Origin of the sequence: Legionella sp., assembly GCF_047605385.1 — a bacterium.
Lineage (GTDB): Bacteria > Pseudomonadota > Gammaproteobacteria > Legionellales > Legionellaceae > Legionella.
The window spans coordinates 1-22,624 of the sequence record NZ_JASGFU010000045.1 but is presented as its reverse complement, the minus strand read 5'-3'; the positions used below and the strand labels follow the sequence as shown (position 1 = coordinate 22,624).

Here is a 22,624-nt window from a genome sequence, read left to right as displayed (position 1 = left end):
TTATTTTTAATAATGAAGTCGCTTCGCGACACTATTTAATCCCCCTCACCCTTGAGCCCTCTCCCCCACGCTGCGCGCGGTGGAGAAGGGAAGCCCGGTGAGCTCAATTAAATACCTGGGGAGTTACCTCTATTGTTAGAAATGAAAATTTATTGTTTTTGTATTTGACGAGCATGATAATTATTAGTACAACAATAATACTACTTCCCCTAGGACTCTGCTCCTAGGGCACAGAGCCTCTTCGGAGGCTCTTGTTTTTTCTGGTGTAAGAAAATATGAATAACAAACGCACTAGCATCTATATCGATGGGTTCAATCTTTATTATGGTTGTTTAAAAAATTCATTGACTTTATTTGTAAATTGCGTCGGTCGCAATTCATTGATTAATAAGCATTATATGGTGGCCAGAGGCAGAATCGAACTGCCGACACGAGGATTTTCAGTCCTCTGCTCTACCGACTGAGCTATCTGGCCCCAATGGGGCGTATTAAACCTTTATACGCGCTTCGAGTCAAGCACTGAATGCATTTTTTTAGAAAAATCCTGAGGCTGTTTAACAAATTGGTTTTTTAATTAGCAAAACGAGTTAATTTGGAGTATATCCTGCTGGTTTTTTTGACCCTTCACCGAAAAAATATTGATGCATTTCTTCTTTTAAAAATTCGCGGGATTTGGGTTCCATGAGATTTAAGCGATATTCGTTGATGAGCATGGTTTGGTGTGATAACCACATATTCCACGCTTGTTTGGAGACTTCATTAAAAATGCGCTCACCCAATGCTCCAGGGAATGGGGGTTTTAATAAGCCTTCGGCGTCTTGTTTTAGCTTACAGCAATGTACTATTCTACTCATAATGATCTCGTGTGTTCGTTACGTAATAGTACATAGTGTACTGTTTATTAAACAAATATGTAACTTTTTTAGTAACCTATTAATCAGAGCGGTTTTTTACTTGACCTAGTAAGATATGTTGAGAAAGAATTTGCTCTTGGTCTTCAGTAAGACCATTAAATGCTACTGCCGTACGGTAATGGTTTTCACTTTGGTACTGGCTATAAACTACAGTTGCCTCTAAAATGATGGGGATCATTTTAGGCTTAGTGTAAATTACCATTTTTAAGTTTGTTTTTTCTTTAATGAGTTCAGTTGTTTTAAATGCCATGCCGCCAAGACTTATATTAACCTTACGCATTTGAATGGTATTGGTCATGAGCATTTGCCGTGATAAATAATCTATTTTACTATTTAATAAATTTAAGTAATGGGCCAGTGCGGGGTCTTTCAGAGCAATAGCCTGAGTTAGCTCGGTTAATTCATAATCAATATTTTGAAAATAATGCGATGCCTCTAGATATCGTTGCCCGTTTTTACCGAGCAATTCATCTACCACGGCTCTGTCAGAGCACATTTCACCTGGTTCCATAATGCGGTAATTGAAGTACACATAGTCTTCAATACGAAAATGTTGGCGTCGTTCATGTATTGGCATAATAACTCCGTTTATTTGATTTATTATAGTGAGTTACTTTGCGTGGATAATAATTGTCTTGTGATAAATTTGCAATTTCCTGCTCCTCTTTTATGTAATATAAGACATCGTTTTTGCTTTAACCTGCATTATATTGCCTTTACAAAACAACGAAACCTATTTATAAATATAGACAAAATTTATATTATTGGTGTAAAAATAGATCATAAAGGGTTGTGGTTAGGTATTTCGTAATCGATGATGAGGTTCCTACAAGTACCTGATAAAGAAGTTTTAGCAACTTTTTTATCAGGTACTTGTCCTTGAGAGCTAAAGTTTTTTAGGGACGAATTTGAGTTGAGAGGGGACTCTCATTGTCAGCGGGAGTGGGGACTATTGAGCCATCGCCTCTTCTTATGAGACTACCCGGCTTATGCGGTTTATCCTCATTCTCAGTTTTAGGCGGTTGCTTGTCTTTTATCCTTTTGAGTTTTTTGGGGTTGAGGAACATAGTGCATGAAGAGTATTTTTTAGATACATTATCATGAACTGGGTTTGAAGAGGTTTTGGGATTCTTATCCTTACTCGATAAATTGGATTTTGATTTTTCTTTATCTTCATTATAATCATTATAAACGACTGAGCCTGAGGGATATCTGATTGTACTCTGACTTCTCTTCATAGCTATAGCCGTGGGCCCTGCTTTTGAAGCGCTCTCATCATCGCAGGATTTGCTGATTATTTTGTCTTGATTTTTTTCAATAAACTGAGTTAAGCGTTGCAAACGCTTTTCGCCAAGTGATTTTAAAGAGCAATCAGGTAAAAATTTTAATATACTTATATGTGTTTGAAACTCTTCATTTTGCCAATCCACGTCAATATTAATCTCGTTAATTGAGATGGTGGATTGAGGAACCTTGTAATAACCAAAGCTTAGCCAGGAGGCTAATTTCAAATACCATGGAGCATTAGTCCAATTTTTCTTGTCTATTTCTTTGTCAATTAAATCAAGTAATTTATTATAATAATCTTTCGAAGATTGAGCATAACATTTTAGAGCCAATTGAGCAGCAAGCCAGCTTAAAGTTCCTGATTGGAGTGATAATTTTTCGTTATTAAAAATTAAATGAGTACGTTTGAGCAACTCCTGTGATGTAAGAGTATTATCTTTCAGTAAAGTATATATTTCCTTTTTTTCATCTTCATCATCATTGTCTGAATGGGATTCGCGAAATACTTCGTAAAATGCAAAGTTAGGTCGAGAAATACATGCAAATAAAGACGGTAAGCTTTCGATGGGAAGTCGTTTCTCTGGAGTTATATGAGTGAGTGCACTGATAATCAACTGAAAATTGACGATTTGTCTTGAATACTCCGGAAAATAATTAATCACACTATCATTTTGATCCCGAAAGCTCTCAGGTAGATCATTACGCTGGCTCAGTAGGAGAAATTCTTTCAGTGCCATACCCACCTGATAATGCATAAATTGCTCCATATTAAGTAGGATTCTCAATGCCTCGGATTTTAAACAGTTTCCTTGTTTATTAAGACATTTATTATATTCATCTGGGGCATACCATGGTGAAGAGCGTACCTCACTCACTACAGGCGTAGGCTCAGCAATAAATGTTTTCCTGTCGGCTAAGAGTATTAAACCATTATGAACAAGCAAATTGCTTAACTTCATGTCTGGATGATAGACATGAAGTTTCTTTAATTCAATGCAAAAATTAACAATTTGATTGAAATAATGTACTGCCTGACTGCATATTAGTGAAATTTTTTTATTTCTTAACTCGCGCGCAACTGTCTCCAAATCACCTTGATTGGCAAAGTGGCTGAGCACTATGGGTTTATAATTCACCTCATCTGAATCATCTTCTTCCTTGATTGGCATCATAAAGACCGCGATCTCAGAAACAAAGTACCTGCATATCGAATTGGAATATAATGATGAATCCATTTTTAAATCACGCAGGTCTTTAACACAGATAACGAATGGGTCGGAAAAACCGTCTATATGTAAAATAAAATTCTCATTATTCTTTCCTTTACCCAAGGGTTCTGTTGCATATTTGCCAATTTTTTCTTCAATATGACCCTTTATATTTTTTATTTTATTCTGAACTTCTTGTAAAATTTTAAGGTCATAGGTAATTTTTTCTCCCCATTCCTTGTTCGTTTCAGCGATGTATTTGATTTGGCAACATATAGTCGTATAGTGAGAGAGGTCTTCATCTGTAGGCTTAGCCGTGCTTAAAAGTTTATCGCGTTCTTGCAGTAATTGGTATAAGTCAGTTTTTTTAATAAATTCGATTTCTTGCGCTTCTGCGGCGACTGCATTGGCAAATTGAATACTTTTTAACAGGAAAGAAGCCTCAGGGATAATTTTATAAATACCTAAAACTGACTCCCAGCTTCCTATAGTTTTTGGATTCTCATTAAGCCATTTGAATGTATCCTTATTTAATTGGTGTTCCATTAAATAAGCATTTATTTTTTGCAGCAGAAATAAGCGGTGGATAGCATTTTCTTCAGAGATTTCATTAAATTCATTTATTAAAATCTGTAGTTCAGATGTATTAGATTCATTTAGATGTGTCATAAGTACTCCAACACAAGTTTAGTTACTAAAAATACCAATAATTAAGGTGATTTTAAAATGAGCTATTAGATAAGTGTTCGTAAAATTATCACGTAGTCGGTATTTAATCAATATTTGATAGGATAATTCATTCTATTTAGGTTTTATCCATTAAGTAGAAAGGTAATCCAAGAACAACATGAGACGATTTTTATTCGTGTTGGGTAGAGAATGCAGTGATACGCAAGCAACATTTTATTGTTGACACATGACTTAAGATCTTTTTTCTAGGTATCTAGTCAACAATAATAGAACAATGCTCTCCATCGGTTACCAGAGTTACGGTACTGTCTTTTGTTAATACTTGAGACCCGCAAGAAAAATCATCCCCATAAGCTAATCTTTTCCTATAGCCAAATAGATACGTATGATTTGCTGGCCCCTTACCTGTGTATGATTTTCCTGCGCCACCCAGTCTTTTTCCTTCTACAGCATAACCAAGGGCGGCAACTGATTTTTCAGTTGTTTTTACAGTAACAGTAATCGTATTGGTGGCAGATGCAGTTAATGAAAAGAATACTATGCTTAAACCACTCAATAACTTTATAGAATTCCTTGTCATGTTGTACTCCAATAATGGCAAATATTATATTAAGTAATCAGCAATTTAAATTATAGTCAAGGATGAAAAAAATACATTTTATTTATTACTATGAAGATTAAAAAATAATTGAGTCAATTGCTGGAGTTTCCTCAAGGCATTTTTACGGGCAAAATTTGGTAGTTCTAAGCAGAAAGACTATCTTCAACAGCTCATTTTATGCTTTAATATTCCATATTTCTTTGTTTATTGGAAAGGTACATCATGACTTTTGTCGTAACCGAAAGTTGCATCCGTTGTAAGTACACTGATTGCGTGGAGGTATGTCCTGTGGACTGCTTTTATGAAGGCCCTAATTTCTTGGTAATTCATCCAGATGAGTGCATTGACTGTGCTTTATGCGAGCCAGAATGCCCGGTTAATGCGATTGTTTCTGAAGATGACTTAACAGATGAACAAGTGAAGTTTAAAGAATTAAATGCCGAACTTGCACAAAAATGGCCCAATATTACTGCTAAAAAGGATGGGTTGCCCGACGCAAAAGATTGGGAAGAGGTTAAGGATAAGCTTCAATATTTACAAAAAGAGTGGTAGAAATCACTTCACTTGCAGAGTTATGCCGACGTGCTCTTAGTGAAAAAGGTCGGCTTTCTACTGCTATTACTGGATTTACATCACGAAAACCTCAGTCTGATTTGGCGCAAGCAATTGCCGACGTAATTAGCGAAAAATCCATGCTTATTGCAGAGGCGGGGACTGGCACAGGCAAGACCTTTGCTTATTTATTACCCTGTCTTTTAAGTGGTAAAAAAACACTGATTTCTACTGCGACCAGAACGTTGCAAGATCAATTGTATCAAAAAGATTTACCCACTCTTCTTCGTGCTTTGGGTTTATCTTCTCGTATTCAAAATTTAAAGGGTAGAGCTAATTATATCTGCCAATATCGCGTTGACTTGTACGCAGAAGAAGGCCAATTTCAAAGTCCACAATGTGCTCATGAAATTGCGCATGTACGTAGTAAATTATCGCAAATGAACCTTGGTGATCGTTCTGAATTACCCGAGTTAAGTGAGGATTCTCCTGTTTGGCCTTATGTAACTTCAACGGTAGATAATTGCTTGGGTAGTGAATGCCCCAATCAAGAAACATGTTTCTTGATTAAAGCTCGTAAGCGTGCAATGGACGCTGATGTTGTAGTAATTAATCATCACCTCTTTTTTGCTGATTCTCGTTTAAAAGAAGACGGCTTTGGTGAGTTATTACCAGGAGTGGATGTGGTGATTTTTGATGAAGCACATCAATTGGCAGAAATTGCAACCCATTTTCATGGTGAACGAATTGGTACACGACAGTTTCGTGACTTGTTTGATGATCTTATCAATGAATGGCCCACTTTAGATCTCGCCAATCAGCCTTTAAAAATGCTTAGTCTCAAAGCGGATAGAATTATGGAGGATTTGCTCAGCAGTATTTCCGGTAGCGATGAACGGATTAGTTGGCATGCGATTTGCCGTAATAAACATTTTATGGATATTTGGCAGGAATGGTTGGATTTGCAAGAAGAAGTGATGAACTGTTTTGTTGAAGAGAGCATCACCGAAATTCCAGGATTAATACGTTGCAAAGAACGTTTACAAGAATTTATAAACATTGTCTCATTATTTACTCAAAAGCAGCATGATAAAATTTGTTGGTTAGAGCGTTTTAAACATACTCTGGTTTTTCACGCCACACCTTATGCAGTTGCTGAACCTTTTAGTGAATTATTGAAGCGACAATCTTGTGCTTATGTATTTACCTCAGCAACCTTAACAATGGCAGATTCTTTTGAGTGTTTTAGTAAGCCTTTAGGGTTAGAAACAGTAAAAACTTTGCTCTTGTCCAGTCCTTTTGATTATCAGCAACAGGCTTTATTGTATTTACCACGAGGTTTACCTGATCCAAAAGACGCAACTTATTATGAGGCGCTTTTAGAAAGAGTAGTGCCTATTATTAAAAGCTTGGGTGGGCGTTGTTTTTTCTTATTTACTAGTCACAAAGCTCTAAAACAAGTTGCTCAAATGATAGGCACTACTTTAAACTACCCCTTATTAATTCAAGGAACAGAGGCAAAACCGATTTTACTGGAGCGTTTTCGGCAATTAGGCAATGCGGTTTTGTTGGGCACGGCAACTTTTTGGGAGGGGGTCGATGTGAAAGGTGAGGCACTTTCTTGTGTTATTATTGATAAATTGCCATTTGCCAATCCTGTGGATCCTGTGACTCAGGGGAAAATGGCTTATTTAAAAGAACGAGGTTTATCAGGTTTTGATGAACTGTCCTTGCCTAATGCAGTTATTGCGCTAAAACAAGGAGTAGGACGTTTAATTCGTGATAATACAGATAAAGGAGTTTTGGTGATCGCAGATCCTCGTCTTACTAGTAGGGAGTATGGTCAACGCATCTTGGCCAGTTTACCTAAATTACCCAAAACCCGTGATGAAGAGAACGTATTGAAATTTATTAGAGAGTTAACACTGGATTATGAACTTATTAGCGATTGATACGGCAACTGAACTTGCCAGTGTCGCTTTATTATATGGCAATGAGCTGTTACATAAAGAGCAAGATAGCCAAAGAACTCATGCACAATTCTTATTGCCCATGATTGATGTCTTGATGGCCGAAGCAGGGGCATCTATGAGTCAACTGGATGGCATTGTTTTTGGCTGCGGACCAGGAAGTTTTACCGGCTTACGTATTGCTTGCAGCATTGCTAAAGGGTTGGCTTATGCTCATGATTTAGATTTATTTCCAATAAGTAGCCTCGCCGCAATTACCTGGGGTGCTCGTAAACAGATTAGAAAGGATATGCCCGTCTTGGCTGTTTTAGATGCAAGGATGCATGAAATGTATTGGGCTTATTATCCACAAGGGCAATTTAAAGCTGAAGAGCAAGTAAGTGCTGTAGCTGCAATTACGGTGTTGGATAAACACTCTTTGCTTCTTGCTGGCATAGGTAGCGAGGAGTATTGGGCAGATTTTCCTGAAACTTTAAAAGCACAGATTACTACTCGTATTGAAGTTTACCCCAATGCTGCTGCCATGATTGAATTAATGCAAGCAACATCGATTCAAGCCGTTTCAGTAGAGGAGGCAAAGCCTGTCTATGTACGTAATCAAGTAACTTATAATAAAAACTCATGATTGAGATTTAAGGAGATTTTAGTGGATAAGAGATTACTGGAAATATTGGTTTGTCCTTTGTGCAAAGGCCAATTGATTATTAAAAAACAAGAGTTGATTTGTAAATTCGACCGTTTGGCTTTTCCTATTCATGATGATATTCCAGTCATGTTAGAACATGAAGCACGTGTGATTTCATTAGAAGAGAAAGATAAGTTTTAAAGAAGAACTCAATTATTTCTTAAGTAGAATTTGCTCAAAGTGCAATTAACGTGTTAAAGTTAAAACAAAATTATCAAAATTAACTCAGAATACTGAGTTTAGAAGAGGAACAGGTACAAAACAAACGCGAAACAAGTTTGTTTGTGCAGATTTCAATTAATACGTAATAATGGTTATAACTCATGCATATTAGTTTGCTCTTGGATCGTGACAGCCGCCTGGAACTAAGAATTGGTACCGACCGCCATTTTAATAACCCGGCTTGGGTAGTAGACTGGGTAAAAAAGAATATTCCTGAAAAGAGAAATTTTGGCAATTTCGACAGTGTCAATGGTTATGTCGTTATGACCGAAAAGGAGGAAATTCAATCTTTTATTGCAGTATACGAAAAAAATGGCAAGGAATTTACTGAATATGGTAGTTTATTTAGTATATTTTCCCCCCAGCATTTAAAAGATGTATTTAATGAAATCCTTCTTCAAACCGATCTTTCAAAGCCCATTGAATTAAGCATATTCGAAAATGCATATGCAAAGTACCCAGTTTCTTCCTACTTGAGTTCTTCTGAGTGTGATGAAGAACTAAAACAAGTAATGGTAGTTGCGCCCATTGAAAATATTGAGTTGAATACCCAAATTAAAAATTACCAAAGCATCATTGCAAATGAATTTCATTTGCACGATGAAGTTGAAACTTTTTTTCATATTTCATTTGCCGTACCACTAACAGTTACGACTAGTGAATTACGCACGCTTAAACAAAAACTACATGAGATTAGTATTCCTGCTATCGAAATAAAGCCAAAAAGAATTCGGACTTTTGAAAATGGCACCATTTATCTTGAGGTAGATGATATTAACAATCAATTGGAACAATTAAACAAGAAAATTATTTTAACTATTCATGAAGCAGGTATTCATTGCAACATTCGTTTTAAAGAATATATTCCACACATCACTCTTTTCTTAATGCCAGCAGTGAAACTTGGACAAGAATTGGAGCTAAAAAGTTTAGAAAAAGAAAGTTATTATTTAACTAAAGTTATCTTATCTGAAAGTCAAACCAATAAAGGAATAACTAATTATGTTAATGTAATGTCATTACCAAATGATTTTTTCTTAAAATCGAAATCACTCGAAGAAGATTTCTTTGATAAATATAGTAAAGGAATCTATTTAAATGATGAATTTAACAATCATCCATTGTCTGATTACTATCAGATGCTTGCTAAATTGAGTACTTATCTTGAAAAGCCAGATCAGGTATTAGTGAATCAAATTACACATCTTTATAGGAAAATATTAGGTTACAGCGATGAAAGGTATGCAACAGATCCAGAAACCACCGCAGTACTAATGTATACTCGTGGGCTTATATTCCAATATGGAGATCGTTTGTATCCGATTATTAAACATGAAAATGCCACTGCTCAGATGCAGGCCTTATCTTTTTTTAAGAGAGCTGAAGAGTTAGGTTATATTGATGCAAGAAAAAATATTGGTATAGTAAATTATGAGCTTGGTCATTTAAGTGAGGCAAAAAAGTTTCTAGAAAAAGCCATATGCTTCGGCCCTGTCAACTCGTACGTAAAGCAATATTATGACCAGTGCAAAGAAGATATTCGCGCAGAAGTAAAGCATAAGACAGAGAAGAATCACTGTAGAATAATGTAATTTACTCAGTATGCCTTATTTGATAATAATTCGTAAAAGGTCAGTCCCTAATGAGGGAACGGCCATCTTTGGCACAGGTTGAATATGACCGTTCAGCCAAGATTCACCATTCCCGTGACCTCTTACAATAATTCAACTTATAAAGATCTTGCCCCAGCTTAATAGAAACGAGCTGCCTCTGCAAAAAGCAAGTCACAAGCAGAATCCTTTTTCTCTGTGAATAAAATCATATTTTCGATTCATATTTCTTTTGCGGATGAAAGAATTGTTTGTGACGAAATTCTTTTTTTGCGCCAATAAAGTAATGCTGCAGGCAGCATCATCAAGAAAATCCCGAGAGAAAATATCATACGAAAATGTCCGGCACCGCCGAAATTCATAAATTCTACCGGTGGGATAAATCCGATAATCAATGTGATGGTACAACCAAATAGGCCAAATAAACACGTTAAATAATAACCACCCTTACCTCCTGGAATGGCAAAAGGACGGCTAACATGCGCATATTTGCTTTTCATCTTCCACGCAGCAATAAACATCAAGACATACATCATGATATATAGCTCAGTACTTAAAGCGGTAAATAACCAATAAATGGCATTAACACTTGGAAACAGTAAAAAACCACCACAAAGCAGAGTCACTAAAACAGCTTGAGTGATTAAAATTCGCGATGCCACCCCATGTTTATTTATATGGCATAAAGATTTGGGCAAGAAATTATGATTTGCTGCCATGAGTAAGCCTTTGGCAGGAGAAATAATCCAGTTAACCATGCTGCCTAAGCTACCTAATAGCAAAAGAATAATGAGTACTGGCATCATCCAGGTTAGGTGATAAGCTTGGAAAAAATTGCTAAAGGCTTTCATTACACCATCAACAAGGCTAATTTTGTCTTTAGGGAGCACAAAGGCAATGGCTAAAGAGCCCAAAATCATTGTTGTTAAAATCAGTAATACTGAAAAATACATGGCTTTGGGAAAGTTGGCTTGAGGATCTTTTACGTTACGTACATGTACGGCAGCTAATTCCATGCCCAAAAATGAAGTCATAATTGCGGTTAAAGAAACCCAGGATTGACTGTCTTTCCAGTGAGGAATCATTTGCGAGAAGCTTAAATCAATGGCAATAGGGTTGCCTTTGATTAACCAGATGATGGCTAGAAAAATAATAAATCCCATAGGAATAATCATTCCCAAGATGGCGCATAAACCTGCAAAATGTGCAGATGCGCGTAATCCAGAAAGTCCTACAAGAGTCAATGACCAGAATATGGTTAGAATGACGCTGATTAAATAATATTTATTTTGAGCTAATTCTGGATTAACCAAATACGCTAAGACTCCGGCAATAAATGATAAAATCGTTGGATACCAGACTAGTGTATTAATCCACTGCAACCAAATCGTAAAAAAGGCGACATTTTCACCATAAGCATGATTCACCCAGCTATATATTCCGCCTTCTTCTTCCGACCAGGTAGATGATAATTCCGCAGCAATTAGAGCTACTGGAATTAAGAAGACAATTGCGGAAAAAATAAAAAAGAAGATCAATGACGAACCAAACAATGCAGTGCCAGGTAAATTTCTGATGCTGTCAATTGCTCCTGTGATGAGAAGAACTAAAGCAAAGACAGATATTTTTTCGGAGGACCAGGATTTCATTAATTCGTTCAACTTGTTAAATGGGTAGACATTATATAGGAACTTAAAGTTCAATGTGAATCTTTTATTTATAACATCTCTATTTATTATGTTCTAGCTGTCTTTATAACCATCACGACAGGCAGGTGATTTTAAAATTTTTTGATTTTTTGCCCATTCTTCTGGAGTATATAAATGCATACTCAGTGCATGTAATCCTTGATCGAATTCATAACTGAGTAAACGATGAAGCATGCGATGCCGTTCGATACTGTTGACATGAGCAAAAAGAGGAGAAACCGCAATTACTTTAAAATGAGTTTCTGCGCCTTCGGGTACGTGATGATTTGCTGATTCATCATCTACGCTTAAATGAATAGGAGATAGTTCTTTTTCTAATACTTGTTTTATACGTTCTTTACGTGACATTCTTCGCTCTGTTTTGAAATGTAAAAAAGCTGCTATAGGGCAGCTTTTTTAAGAATAACATTATATTCGGCAGTTTGCAGGTACATAACGATCATTATTTGCATCAGTGACTGAACAAGTCCACGTAATTGGAGTAGTTGGTGGTGTTCCCGCGGCAATTGCTTCTCCATTAGATAACGGCGTCATCGTGAGTACAATACCTTGTGCTAATGCCGTATAAGTAATTGTGATGACTCCAGTACTGCTAGCTACCGCAACGCTTTGTACAATTGCAGTTGCTGGTGGGGGAGTCCAACCTAGACTGAGATCACTATTTCCACTCATCGCATTTTCAGAAATGGTAGTTTGTGCTGAGGAAGCAATGCTTAATCCTTCGGTTACGCGTGCTCTAACGATATAATCTTGATAAGCAGGAATAGCAATTGCAGCGAGTACACCAATGATCGCGACTACAATCATCAATTCAATTAAGGTAAAACCTTTCTGTTTCATACGGTACTCCTCATCGTATAATTTAGTGTAAGCTATGCAAGTAAGATGCCAATTATAGTTTCTTCGCTTCTAATTGATTTTTTAAGCGTACATAATCAGGCAGTCCATTGATATAGTCAGGATAAGCTTCACCTTGAATTAAGGGAGACAAATAACAGCGGCAAGCTTCAGTAATCCCCATGCCATCTGCGGCAATAAATTCTGCAGGCATTGCCTTTTCTTGGTTTGCTACTTCGGCTAATGGTATATGACTAATCGACCATTGATAAGGCTCATCGCGTTCACGAACAATAATAGGCATTATCGCATTTTTTCCTTGTACGGCATATTCTACGGCTGCTTTACCTAAAGCATAAGCTTGTTCTAGGTCTACTTTAGAGGCGATGTGTCGTGCTGCACGTTGTAAGTAATCCGCTACTGCCCAGTGGTATTTATAACCTAATTCTGTTTTAACTAATTGGGCAATGACTGGAGCAACTCCACCGAGTTGTGCATGACCAAACGCATCACGTAAACCGGCATCACTTAAAAATTTCCCTTCACTGTTGCGAATTCCTTCAGAAACAACAATAACACAGTAGCCATAAGTTTTAACACATTCATTCACTTTCTTGAGGAATTTTTCTGGCTCAAAAGTGACTTCCGGCAATAAAATAATATGTGGAGGTTCACTGTTATTCTCACCTGCCAGCCCACTTGCAGCCGCAATCCAGCCAGCATGACGACCCATGACTTCAAGGATAAATACTTTAGTTGATGATGCAGCCATCGATGCTACATCAAAGCCTGCTTCTTTAGTTGAAATCGCAACATACTTGGCTACAGAGCCAAATCCAGGACAAGCATCTGTAAATGGTAAATCATTGTCTACTGTTTTGGGAATGCCAATGCACGTAATAGGGTACCCCATAGTGGCACCTATTTGTGATACCTTGTGTGCCGTGTCTTGAGAATCACCACCACCATTATAGAAAAAATAACCAATATTGTGTGCTTTAAATACTTCAATAAGACGTGTATATTCATCGCCATCACTTTTTAACTTATAGCGGCAAGAACCAAAAGCACCGGAAGGAGTTTGCATTAATTTAGCAATATCAGAATCGCTTTCAAGAGAAGTGTCAATTAATTCTTCGTTTATGGCACCAATAATTCCATTTTTGGCGGCATATACTTTTCCGATTTGTTCAGGATATAACTTTGCAGTTTGAATTACTGCGCAAGCAGAGGCATTAATTACTGCGGTAACCCCACCGGATTGAGCATATATTGCATTTTTTATTGTCATTTTAACTCCTGCATTCTTTGTAATTGTTCTTTTCAGGTTGATTTTCATATTCATTAATCACAGCATCAATGCTTTGAATTAATTCGGCAAAGGGGATGGCTAGTTCTTCGGTGCTCGCAGAGCGAGCAGCCATTTTTTCTACTTGGATGACTTTTTTTTGTAATATAGGTACTCCCGAAAAACAGCATGCTCCATGAAGTTTATGGGCTGCTTCGCCCAGTTTTTTAACCTCTTTTCGTTGCATCAAATCAATAAATTCCGATCTGTTTTTATGTAATTCTTCTACAAAGATACTCAAAAATTCTTCTGCAAGCTGCTGGTTTCCAGAAACTTTTTGTATACATAATTGCCAATCAATGGCTACATGTTTTGCTTTTTCTACTAAGCGAATAATTTGAATCAGTAATTGTTTTTCATCAATGGGTTTTTGTAAACATAAATTAACCCCTGATTTTTTGAGATCAATATTATTCACATCAGCACTATTGGCACTAATTAATACAATTGGTGTATTACGGTTAAGTTGTGATTTTTGGCGTATTAATCTTGCTGCCTCTAGACCATTAATCTTAGGCATTTGCAAATCTAAAAGAATAATCTGATATTTATGGTCATCACATGCTGTTACCGCCATTTTGCCATCATCAACCGAACTGATATTGGCATGGTGACCCAAGAGTGAATCAAGTAACATTTTATTGATGGGATTATCTTCGGCAATCAATAAATCAGGGTGCAGAAAACGCAACTGCTCTCTTAATCCGTCGAGTTCTTGTTGATCTTGTTTTTCAGGTTTGGATTCATTGCTTAGTAATTCAATTAAATCTTGTAATTTTTGGATACTGATGGGTTTAAAGAGAAAACCTCGAGCCCCAAGAGCTGCGTAATCATTAATATGCCATTTAGAAATAAGTACATAAGGGAAATAATTATGAGCTACGATGATTTTTGCTATTTGCTGCTCACAACCTTGGTTGACATTAAGAAAAGCCATTTTGCAGTCCTTATTCTCTTCCAAAGCTTGTGGGAGCTTGCTAAACGAATTCACAGGCACACATTCAATTCCCCAATAACCTAAGCCATTACATAAAGCTTGTAATTGTAAAGGGTTGTCATCAAAGCATAAAGTTTTTAAATGACCAAAGCGGTGAATTTGGTTTTTTTCAATCTCATAAGCAGCCAGTTTTTCAACTCGGACTAGTGCAGTAAAGGTTGAGCCCTTATTTAATTCACTGGACATACTCAGGCGGCCATGCATTTCTTCACAGAGTTTTTTACAAATAATTAAGCCTAACCCTGAGCCGCCGTAACGACGAGCAATGCTTGTATCCGCTTGATTAAAAGCGGTGAATAATTTGCTTTGATCTTCAGGAGAAATACCAAGACCTGTATCACTAATGGTGATGCATAGCGCATAATCTTTCTCGGTTTCTTGTTCTATTTTTGTACGCACCAAGACATAACCATGATCAGTAAATTTAATTGCATTATTCACCAGGTTGCTGATGAATTGTTTAATGCGAAAAGGGTCTCCCAAGACTGTTTTGGGGACGTTCACATCAGTAATAGGAATTAAATCAATACCTTTTTTATGAGCATTGGGGGCAGCCAAAGTGAGCACTTCGTCAATGCAATTGCGAATATTTAAGGGAATGCAATCCAAATGCAATTTTCCAGCATCGATTTTGGAAAAATCTAAAATATCATTAATGATACCTAATAAGTCTTGTGCTGAGGATTTAATGGTTTTTACATAATCCAATTGCAAAGGATCTAACTGGCTTTCTAATAGCACATTAGTAAAACCAATCACACCATTCATAGGAGTGCGAATCTCATGGCTCATATTGGCAATAAATTCAGATTTTTGCCGGCTCTTATCTTCTATTTTTTTCTTTTCTAAAGAAAGCTCAATATTCTTTTCTTCCAAGAGTTCGAGGCTTTGTTGTAAATCTGCAGTAGCCACTTCAATATGTTGGTTTAAATCTTTAATGGTGTCGAGATAGCGTCTTTGTAAATGATTACATCCTTTTTCAATAATGCCTAATTCACCTTTACTGGTAGTTTTAATTTCAGTTTCAAATTCATTACGTAAAACCTGTTTCATGCTACGGCGTAGGCGAGAAATGGGCAAATAAATACGTTTAGAGAGGAAATAATGGCTGGTTAGGCCAACTAATAAACCAAACAAGGTAATGAAAATAGTCACAATAAGCATTTGATAGCGCTTAAGCAACATCGAGCGCGTATCAATATCAATAGAGAGCCAGCCGAGAATATCATCAGCGCGTCCAGTAATGTTATTACTGACCGTATTATTAAGTGATGGTGTAGAGTAGAGATTAAATTTTGGGATAGTTACCGGGGCGATGAAATTGATAGTAAAAGGATTAATTTGCTTACTTTCAATATAATCTCCAGTAAAATCTGGCGGTGTAAATGGGTGATGAATGGAATGTTTACCTCCGCGATAGGCTAATAATTGCCCGTCGCTGTCATAGAAGGCTACAGCTTTCACTTCGGGGTTAATCGTAGAGGCATTAATCAAACCTTGTAAGGTGCGATCATCACGGCGCAGCATGGCGTATTGTGCTGCGGGCACTAATTGGCGAATATAAGCTTCGCCAAGTCGTGACATATGTTGTTTCAAGTCGTTACCGAAGAGGCCATTGTAAAAGACTGCGAATAAAAGGGCGACAAGAAAAGCTGGAATCAAGGTTGTTATTCTTAGTTGATATTTAATACCAATACTTTTCAAGGTGACTCCTAAGAGTAGACTATAAGATATAAAACCAAGTCTTATCTTTGCGTAGCAGCTAAAGTTAGCTATTATAGCCCGATTATTTTATACCTTACAACGGAAGAAACATGACTGTTAGAACTCGATTTGCGCCAAGTCCCACTGGATTTTTACATGTAGGTGGTGTCCGTACCGCTTTATTTTCATGGCTTTATGCCAAACGCCATCAAGGCCAATTTATTTTAAGAATAGAAGATACAGACAGGGAGCGTTCTACTCAAGAGTCAGTGCAGGCTATTTTAGACGGTATGACCTGGCTTGGCCTTGATTGTGATGAGGGTCCATTTTATCAAACGGATCGTTACGACCGTTATAATCAAGTCGCACAACAATTTTTAGATGAAGACAAAGCCTATCGTTGTGAGTGCAGTAAAGAACGTTTGGAAGCGTTGCGTGAAGCGCAGCTTGTTGCCAAAGAAAAGCCACGTTACGATGGACATTGTCGTAACAAAAATCTCCCTGCTTCAGATAAACCTTTTGTTATTCGCTTTAAAAATCCTAAAACGGGTATAGTTTCATTTACGGATGAAGTTTATGGTGAAATCCATGTTGATAACAGTGAACTGGATGACTTGATTTTGGTACGCTCAGATGGCCATCCTACTTATAACTTTGCTGTTGTGATTGATGATTTGGATATGAAGATTACCCATGTTATTCGTGGTGATGATCATATTAATAATACCCCAAGACAAATCAACCTTTTTAAAGCCTTGAATGCCGCAGTACCTGTCTTTGCTCATTTACCGATGATTTTAGGTGAAGACGGTAAACATTTGTCTAAGCGCCATGGTGCCGTGAGTGTGTTGCAATTTAAAGAATTGGGTGTCTTACCTCATGCTTTATTAAATTATTTAGTCCGCTTAGGCTGGTCTCATGGGGATCAGGAAATCTTTAGTGTCGAGGAAATGATTGCCAATTTTGATTTAAAACATATCAGTCGTGGTGTATCCAGTTTTAATTATGATAAATTGTATTGGTTAAACCAGCATTACCAAAAAAATGATCCTAATGACGAAGTAGCTAAAGCGTTACATTGGCATTTTGAACAGGCTGGTGTAGATTTGGCTCAAGGTCCCGATTTAAAGAATTTGGTGGCTATCCAGGCAGAGCGTTGCAAAACTTTGGCAGAAATGTGCCAAATGAGTTTGTATTTTTTCACTGACACGATCGATTATGATGAAGATGCAGTGAAAAAGCATTTACGTCCAGTAATCTTAGAGCCTTTAGTTGCTTTATATGAGCGCTTTAAAACACTTCAGAAGTGGCAAAAAGATGCATTACAAGAGTGCATCAATGATGTGTGCGCTCAGTTTGATATTAATATGGGGAAAATCGCCCAGCCTTTACGCGTTGCGGTGACCGGGTCGAGTATGTCACCATCGATTGACATGACATTGGTTTTATTAGGAAGAAAGAGGGCACTTGAGCGTCTGAAAAAAGCCTTAGAACAATTAAAAATACGTGCTGCGAATGCATAATTCAATATGCGTTTACCCTGAATCTATTTTCTTTATTAAACTAGCATAATAATTTCTTAAGGCTTTTTTGTTATTATTAATATTAATTTAATGTTTTCCTTAGCATATGAGTTTGTATGGTTGACAAAATAAATATTAATTCTTCAATAAATATTAATCCTAAAAAGGATAAATTTTTTATTTCTATTAACAAACAAGAAGTTCACTCCTTTGTGATGATTGGAGTTTACAATCAGCACAAAGTCCAACATGTTTTATGCCGTGTTGGAAAAGGTGCGCAGCTTGCATTAAATGAGAGGACATGCACAGGAATTCTAAAAGCTCAATGTAGGGTCTTATTTAGCAATCATCCTGCGCAACTTTATAATGAGGGTGTATATCACGAATCGAAACAACACAAATCCATTAATTATCAAGCTTATGATATTACTTTTGTGCAATATATGGAATTTCTTAAAGTATTAGCGGGTTTACAAACACAACCAGACCAGTTTCCTTGCTTTCAGCCTGCTAATGAGCAAACTTCTGAAAATATTGTTTTAGAATATAAAAGCTTAATTGCCACCAAAAAAACAGTTGAGCAAATAAGGGCGACTACCACAGGACTCAGTATTAATAATACTTGCCGCCATACAGCAATAAAACTTGTTGAAGAAGTACAACAGTCGCCTATTTCCTCTGAGGTTTCCAGTTTATATTTTTATAACCTGCCATACCAAACTTATTTAAAACATGGCAAGCCGACGAAGCATATTCCTTTTTATGTATTACCTGTTACTCCTATCGCATATGTACATTTAGGAGAGCAGAAGGTCAGGGTGCTGCAGACTCTGTATAAGCGGATGGAAAAGTTATTAGCGCTTGCTCCAGAGGCTGCGGAAACTGTGGAAAAGTTTGACTGTTTGAAAGACTTATACAATCAAATTGCCGGACCACGAAGTGAGATGAGCTTGAATGAATTATTAAACTGTGTCAAGCAATGGAAACAAGATAATTCAAAAGTATTATCGACCTTAAGAAAATATACTTTTTTAGATTTCTTCTGGTGGAACCGTAAGTCTGCAACCATGAAAATGGTTGATGAAATTGAACAGTATCTTAGTTCCAAAACCACCACCTTGGGAAAATAAATAGGGAATGAGAATGAGTTATCTATACCCTTTTTAGGAATTGTTTGCTATGACCAACTTTTTTACTACGCAACTGGATTTAAGATTTTTACCACAACGAGAATTTGAATCAATCTCAGGGTTAACAACCGCTCAAGAAAAAACACCTGTGCTTGTTCGCAATCTGTTACGATTGTTAATGATGGGTTGGACAAAGTCGTGGAGAAGTTTGATCTCTTCGGATGTTTTGCATGCAATATTTATTACACGTAACCATGAATATCTCAGAGAAATGCGTTTTGCTTTTCAGCAAGGCTTTCATGAGATTTTCAATCAATTAAAAGAGCTAGATTATACAGAAGAAGATTCTGAGCAGATTCAATTGTATTTGAGTAATTGCTTGAGTTTATTACCTTACGGTGATTTGACTCCCTACGAGTCTATTTCGATTCCACAATACATTGATAATCATTGGGAAATGGTTGAATATCAAATCAAGCCTATTGAATTGACTGAAGGTCATGAAAGAGATTGCGATCGCGTTTTTGCTTATGGTCTTGAACCATTGTTCCAAAGAAAAGCTGAGTCTCATTTGATTTTTATGGGAACTACCTATACTGCAGGTCAGGGTTTCCTACCTCAAGTGAAAACGGATGCCAAAGGATTTGAATCAGTAGGTAAAACTTTATATCGCACTGGCCGACCACGAATACAGAAATGGTTAGAGCAGCAAGAAAATACAGTTCATGTGTGCGGTACTAGCCTGGGAGGCTCTTTAAGCTTATTATTAGCAATAGATAAAGGAAATTATCGCTTATCACGTGTAGATGCACTAAACCCTGCAGGCTTACATGATGCTTGGTCTAAGAGCCGATTTGATCATTGGGATGAATTAACCGAAAAACCAAAAGTAGTTGTCCAAAAACAAGGTAATGACCCGGTGTCTTATTTTGGTGTATGGAAAAAGGGTTGGAATATTTTAGAAGTTTCCCCGCCTGCAGATAAAAAAGGGTCAAATGGTATTTGGGATCATATATTAAATTATGCGGGTATCGAAGGAACCAAATACAATCATGTTGATCCTGAAGTAGATAATTCTCAGCGAAAAAAACGTAACTTATGGCTATTTTCCTTCGGTAGAAGTGTTTTTTATTATGGATTAATGGTTCCTTACTATTATCTAATTCGACCTATAAGTTATTTCTTGGTTAAAAATTGGCCTCTGGCAATTATTCTACCTACTTTAGCAGTAACCACTCATTTTGCTCTGGCTGGATTGCTCACTGGAATTGCATTGGCAGCGGTTACCACCGTTTTAGTGTCTGCCGCAGTTGCTGTTATCGCTTGGAATTCACGCGGTGAAAAGCAATTCCTTTACGCGAAACTGCACGATCCTAAGCTGCCACGAGTTAAAGATAATGATCTCTATAGTGCTGAAAATGAGGTAGAGATTGAATTGAAATATCAAGAGATTAATTCTTATTATAATGCCATACGTTGTCTTGTCAAAGGCAAAGAATTTATTCCAGCCAGTGAACAATCTTCGAAATATGTTGCCACAACTAAAAAAGCATTATTGGAAGAAAGTAAAAAAGAAGAAAACGCCGAAACTGTTGTATCGTTCAAGCTAACTAAGGCGAAGGCTGCACATATATTTCATACCCTTTCCTTTATTAGAAAATTTGCCAATGATGATAAAAGTCAGTTAAAACAGATTTTGCAAGATTCTTATGAAGAATATCGCTTAGGCAAGCATTCAAAGTAGTTGTGATTATTGCGATAAAGTGTTTTTTATTGCTCGACACCCTTTTCGTGTTTTCTCACCAACGAAATCGATAAAGTGACGCACGGCTGGGATTAATCCTCGCTTTGAGGGATAAATCATATATAAATTTGCAGTACCTAAGGACCATTCGGGAAGAATATGAATTAATTTTCCTTGATTGATTTCTTGTTGACAATATTCTTGTGGTAATAAGGCGATACCTAAGTCAGCTAGGGTTGCTTGTTTTAATATAGTCCATTCATTACATTCCAAACGAGGGGACAAAAGCATGTTAATTTTTTTACCGCTAGTATGTTCTAGTTGAAATTGATTACTGTCATCGATTTTAGATTTACCTAGCCAAGTAACATTTGCTAATTCGCTAGGGGATTGGATGAGTGGATAGGCCCGTAAATAAGCAGGCGTGCCAACGAGGCGATATTCGCTTTCACCTAATTTACGTACTACTAGACTGGAGTCATCTAATTCATTAATTTGAAAGCGTATTGCTAAATCAAATCCTTCTTCAATTAAATCAACCTTGCGATCACTGGCATAAAGATGCACTCTGACTTCAGGATAAAGACGTATAAAATCAATGATAATATTGTTGAATTCAGATTGTACAAACAAAGTAGGGCAGGTGACATAAATTCTGCCTTTGGGGCTGGATTGAGCCTGAACGGCTACTTCTTGAGCAAAAGTTGCTTGGTCTACCATTGATTTGCTGTATTCATAAACTAACTGTCCGATATCAGTTAAGCTAAGTTTACGCGTGGAACGGTTAAGCAGGCGCACGCCTAAATGGTTTTCTAATTCAGAAATTCGTCGGCTTAATTTAGATTTAGTAAGTTCTAAGCCGTGACTTGCTTGTGTAAAGCTTCCTGAATCCACCACACAGCAAAAAAAATAGAGATCATTTAAATCGGGTAAGAGGTTATGTAGACGCATGAGATAAGCACTAAAAAAATTTAATTATTAATAATAGAACAATGTTTCTTAAAATAGTATCTTAATGTCAGTTATGAATAAGCCCATTGTCATTCCTGCGAAGGCGAGAAACCATTCTCAATGTTCGCTCTGTGTCTGTAAAAAATGGATCTCGCCTTCGTGTGGACGACAGTGATGTTATGTATCGTGGAGAGGCGAAAGTAAGATTCTTAGTAAGGTCACTGGGAGTATGTCTCCTGAGCATAGCGATGAACGTTTAAAAATGACCGACAAAGGCTATCTTTTTTTAGTAACTCAAACTGCCATATGCGATATCGCATGTACAGTTATAGGGGAGATTGAAGCCCCGTGTGAGGCTCCTCTTACTTGATCCATCTTAGTTTCGTAATCCTGGTTCTGCATCGACTACTTCATTATCTCCATCGAAGCAAGAATTAATCGCATTGTACATCAAGCCTATGACAGTCGCTGCAGTGGGAATTATCATAATGGAGAAGATTGTTGCAGCCATAGGTAATCCCAGAAGTGCAGTTGCAGCAGTTATCGATGCTAAAGTAGATAAATATATTGCTGTATCCGTTAGCGCAGTTTTTAAATTGGGATGTGCTTTTAGATAAGCACTATCCTTCATAAGGTCCATTATTATTTCATCTAAGAGCTTCATGAAAGGAAAAGCTACAGCACCTACCAGAACAAAAGAAGCAAAACCGCTTGCTTGACTAGTGAGTGATGGGCTAAAAAAAGAAAGAGCAGATTTTCCAATACTTCCCGCCACTCCGTATGTAAGAGCACAGGTGGCATGAGATTTCACAGCCTTTAAAAGGCGATTAGTCCTAGTAAGTTTACCGTTATATTTAGGCATATAAATTCCCCACCTTACTTAAAATAAACCCCAGTTCGGAGTTTTTAAGTAAGAAAAATGGAGTTCCAAAGGCTTGTAAT

Annotated in this window: 19 protein-coding genes and 1 tRNA gene; 8 read left to right on the top strand and 12 right to left on the bottom strand. The window is 37.0% G+C overall.

The annotated features are described in order from the left end of the window. Positions 1-399 precede the first annotated feature (399 nt). From QM652_RS10435 to QM652_RS10415, 5 genes are all read right to left on the bottom strand, one after another. Positions 400-475: transfer RNA gene (locus QM652_RS10435), tRNA-Phe, on the bottom strand. A gap of 112 nt (positions 476-587) precedes the next feature. Continuing rightward, positions 588-854 carry an oxidative damage protection protein gene (locus QM652_RS10430; RefSeq protein ID WP_415075517.1) on the bottom strand — a complete coding sequence of 89 codons (267 nt, stop codon included), beginning with the start codon at positions 852-854 and terminating at the stop codon, positions 588-590. A 79-nt stretch (positions 855-933) separates the two neighbouring features. Further along, entirely contained in the window at positions 934-1,491 is a 558-nt protein-coding gene (locus QM652_RS10425) for a PilZ domain-containing protein (protein ID WP_415075515.1), read from the bottom strand. A gap of 319 nt (positions 1,492-1,810) precedes the next feature. Continuing rightward, the gene (locus QM652_RS10420; RefSeq protein WP_415075513.1) at positions 1,811-4,078 is read right to left on the bottom strand and encodes a hypothetical protein; all 2,268 of its coding nucleotides are present in this window, start codon (positions 4,076-4,078) and stop codon (positions 1,811-1,813) included. Between the two features lie 274 nt (positions 4,079-4,352). After that, the gene (locus QM652_RS10415; protein WP_415075511.1) at positions 4,353-4,679 is read right to left on the bottom strand and encodes a hypothetical protein; all 327 of its coding nucleotides are present in this window, start codon (positions 4,677-4,679) and stop codon (positions 4,353-4,355) included. 243 nt (positions 4,680-4,922) lie between these two features. On the opposite strand from QM652_RS10415, the gene fdxA reads away from it, so the two are divergent. The 5 genes from fdxA (at position 4,923) to QM652_RS10390 (ending at position 9,721) form a co-directional block, all read left to right on the top strand. Beyond that, complete coding sequence (fdxA, locus tag QM652_RS10410) at positions 4,923-5,252, top strand: ferredoxin FdxA (protein WP_415075509.1); 330 nt, start codon at positions 4,923-4,925, stop codon at positions 5,250-5,252. Next, positions 5,246-7,204 carry an ATP-dependent DNA helicase gene (locus QM652_RS10405; RefSeq protein WP_415075507.1) on the top strand — a complete coding sequence of 653 codons (1,959 nt, stop codon included), beginning with the start codon at positions 5,246-5,248 and terminating at the stop codon, positions 7,202-7,204. The genes fdxA and QM652_RS10405 overlap by 7 nt, the downstream gene beginning before the upstream one ends. Beyond that, on the top strand, positions 7,185-7,847 hold the full coding sequence (tsaB, locus tag QM652_RS10400) for a tRNA (adenosine(37)-N6)-threonylcarbamoyltransferase complex dimerization subunit type 1 TsaB (protein ID WP_415075505.1): 663 nt from the start codon (positions 7,185-7,187) through the stop codon (positions 7,845-7,847). The genes QM652_RS10405 and tsaB overlap by 20 nt, the downstream gene beginning before the upstream one ends. A gap of 21 nt (positions 7,848-7,868) precedes the next feature. After that, positions 7,869-8,048 (top strand): Trm112 family protein, encoded by a 180-nt coding sequence (locus tag QM652_RS10395; protein ID WP_415075503.1) that lies wholly within the window; start codon positions 7,869-7,871, stop codon positions 8,046-8,048. Between the two features lie 182 nt (positions 8,049-8,230). After that, positions 8,231-9,721: a hypothetical protein gene (locus tag QM652_RS10390; protein ID WP_415075501.1), complete on the top strand. Its 1,491-nt coding sequence runs from the start codon at positions 8,231-8,233 to the stop codon at positions 9,719-9,721. Positions 9,722-9,960: 239 nt separating this feature from the next. On the opposite strand, the gene QM652_RS10385 is transcribed toward QM652_RS10390, so the two are convergent. From QM652_RS10385 to letS, 5 genes are all read right to left on the bottom strand, one after another. Further along, positions 9,961-11,388 (bottom strand): APC family permease, encoded by a 1,428-nt coding sequence (locus QM652_RS10385; RefSeq protein ID WP_415075499.1) that lies wholly within the window; start codon positions 11,386-11,388, stop codon positions 9,961-9,963. Between the two features lie 93 nt (positions 11,389-11,481). Next, positions 11,482-11,796 (bottom strand): BolA family protein, encoded by a 315-nt coding sequence (locus tag QM652_RS10380; RefSeq protein WP_415075497.1) that lies wholly within the window; start codon positions 11,794-11,796, stop codon positions 11,482-11,484. Positions 11,797-11,856: 60 nt separating this feature from the next. Next, positions 11,857-12,288: a pilin gene (locus tag QM652_RS10375; RefSeq protein ID WP_415075495.1), complete on the bottom strand. Its 432-nt coding sequence runs from the start codon at positions 12,286-12,288 to the stop codon at positions 11,857-11,859. A 52-nt stretch (positions 12,289-12,340) separates the two neighbouring features. Further along, positions 12,341-13,576: a 6-phosphofructokinase gene (locus tag QM652_RS10370; RefSeq protein WP_415075493.1), complete on the bottom strand. Its 1,236-nt coding sequence runs from the start codon at positions 13,574-13,576 to the stop codon at positions 12,341-12,343. A 1-nt stretch (position 13,577) separates the two neighbouring features. After that, positions 13,578-16,334: a two-component system sensor histidine kinase LetS gene (gene letS, locus QM652_RS10365; protein ID WP_415075491.1), complete on the bottom strand. Its 2,757-nt coding sequence runs from the start codon at positions 16,332-16,334 to the stop codon at positions 13,578-13,580. Between the two features lie 110 nt (positions 16,335-16,444). On the opposite strand from letS, the gene gltX reads away from it, so the two are divergent. The 3 genes from gltX to QM652_RS10350 all read left to right on the top strand — a co-directional run bounded on the left by gltX (position 16,445) and on the right by QM652_RS10350 (position 20,731). Further along, positions 16,445-17,857, top strand: a complete 1,413-nt coding sequence (gltX, locus tag QM652_RS10360; protein WP_415075489.1) for a glutamate--tRNA ligase — start codon at positions 16,445-16,447, stop codon at positions 17,855-17,857. Positions 17,858-17,973: 116 nt separating this feature from the next. Further along, entirely contained in the window at positions 17,974-18,987 is a 1,014-nt protein-coding gene (locus QM652_RS10355; protein WP_415075487.1) for a hypothetical protein, read from the top strand. Positions 18,988-19,036: 49 nt separating this feature from the next. Next, the gene (locus QM652_RS10350; protein ID WP_415075485.1) at positions 19,037-20,731 is read left to right on the top strand and encodes a hypothetical protein; all 1,695 of its coding nucleotides are present in this window, start codon (positions 19,037-19,039) and stop codon (positions 20,729-20,731) included. Between the two features lie 6 nt (positions 20,732-20,737). Here QM652_RS10350 and QM652_RS10345 read toward each other — a convergent pair whose 3' ends face one another. Beyond that, positions 20,738-21,682 carry a LysR family transcriptional regulator gene (locus QM652_RS10345; protein WP_415075483.1) on the bottom strand — a complete coding sequence of 315 codons (945 nt, stop codon included), beginning with the start codon at positions 21,680-21,682 and terminating at the stop codon, positions 20,738-20,740. 376 nt (positions 21,683-22,058) lie between these two features. Then, positions 22,059-22,544: a hypothetical protein gene (locus QM652_RS10340; RefSeq protein ID WP_415075481.1), complete on the bottom strand. Its 486-nt coding sequence runs from the start codon at positions 22,542-22,544 to the stop codon at positions 22,059-22,061. Positions 22,545-22,624: the final 80 nt, after the last annotated feature.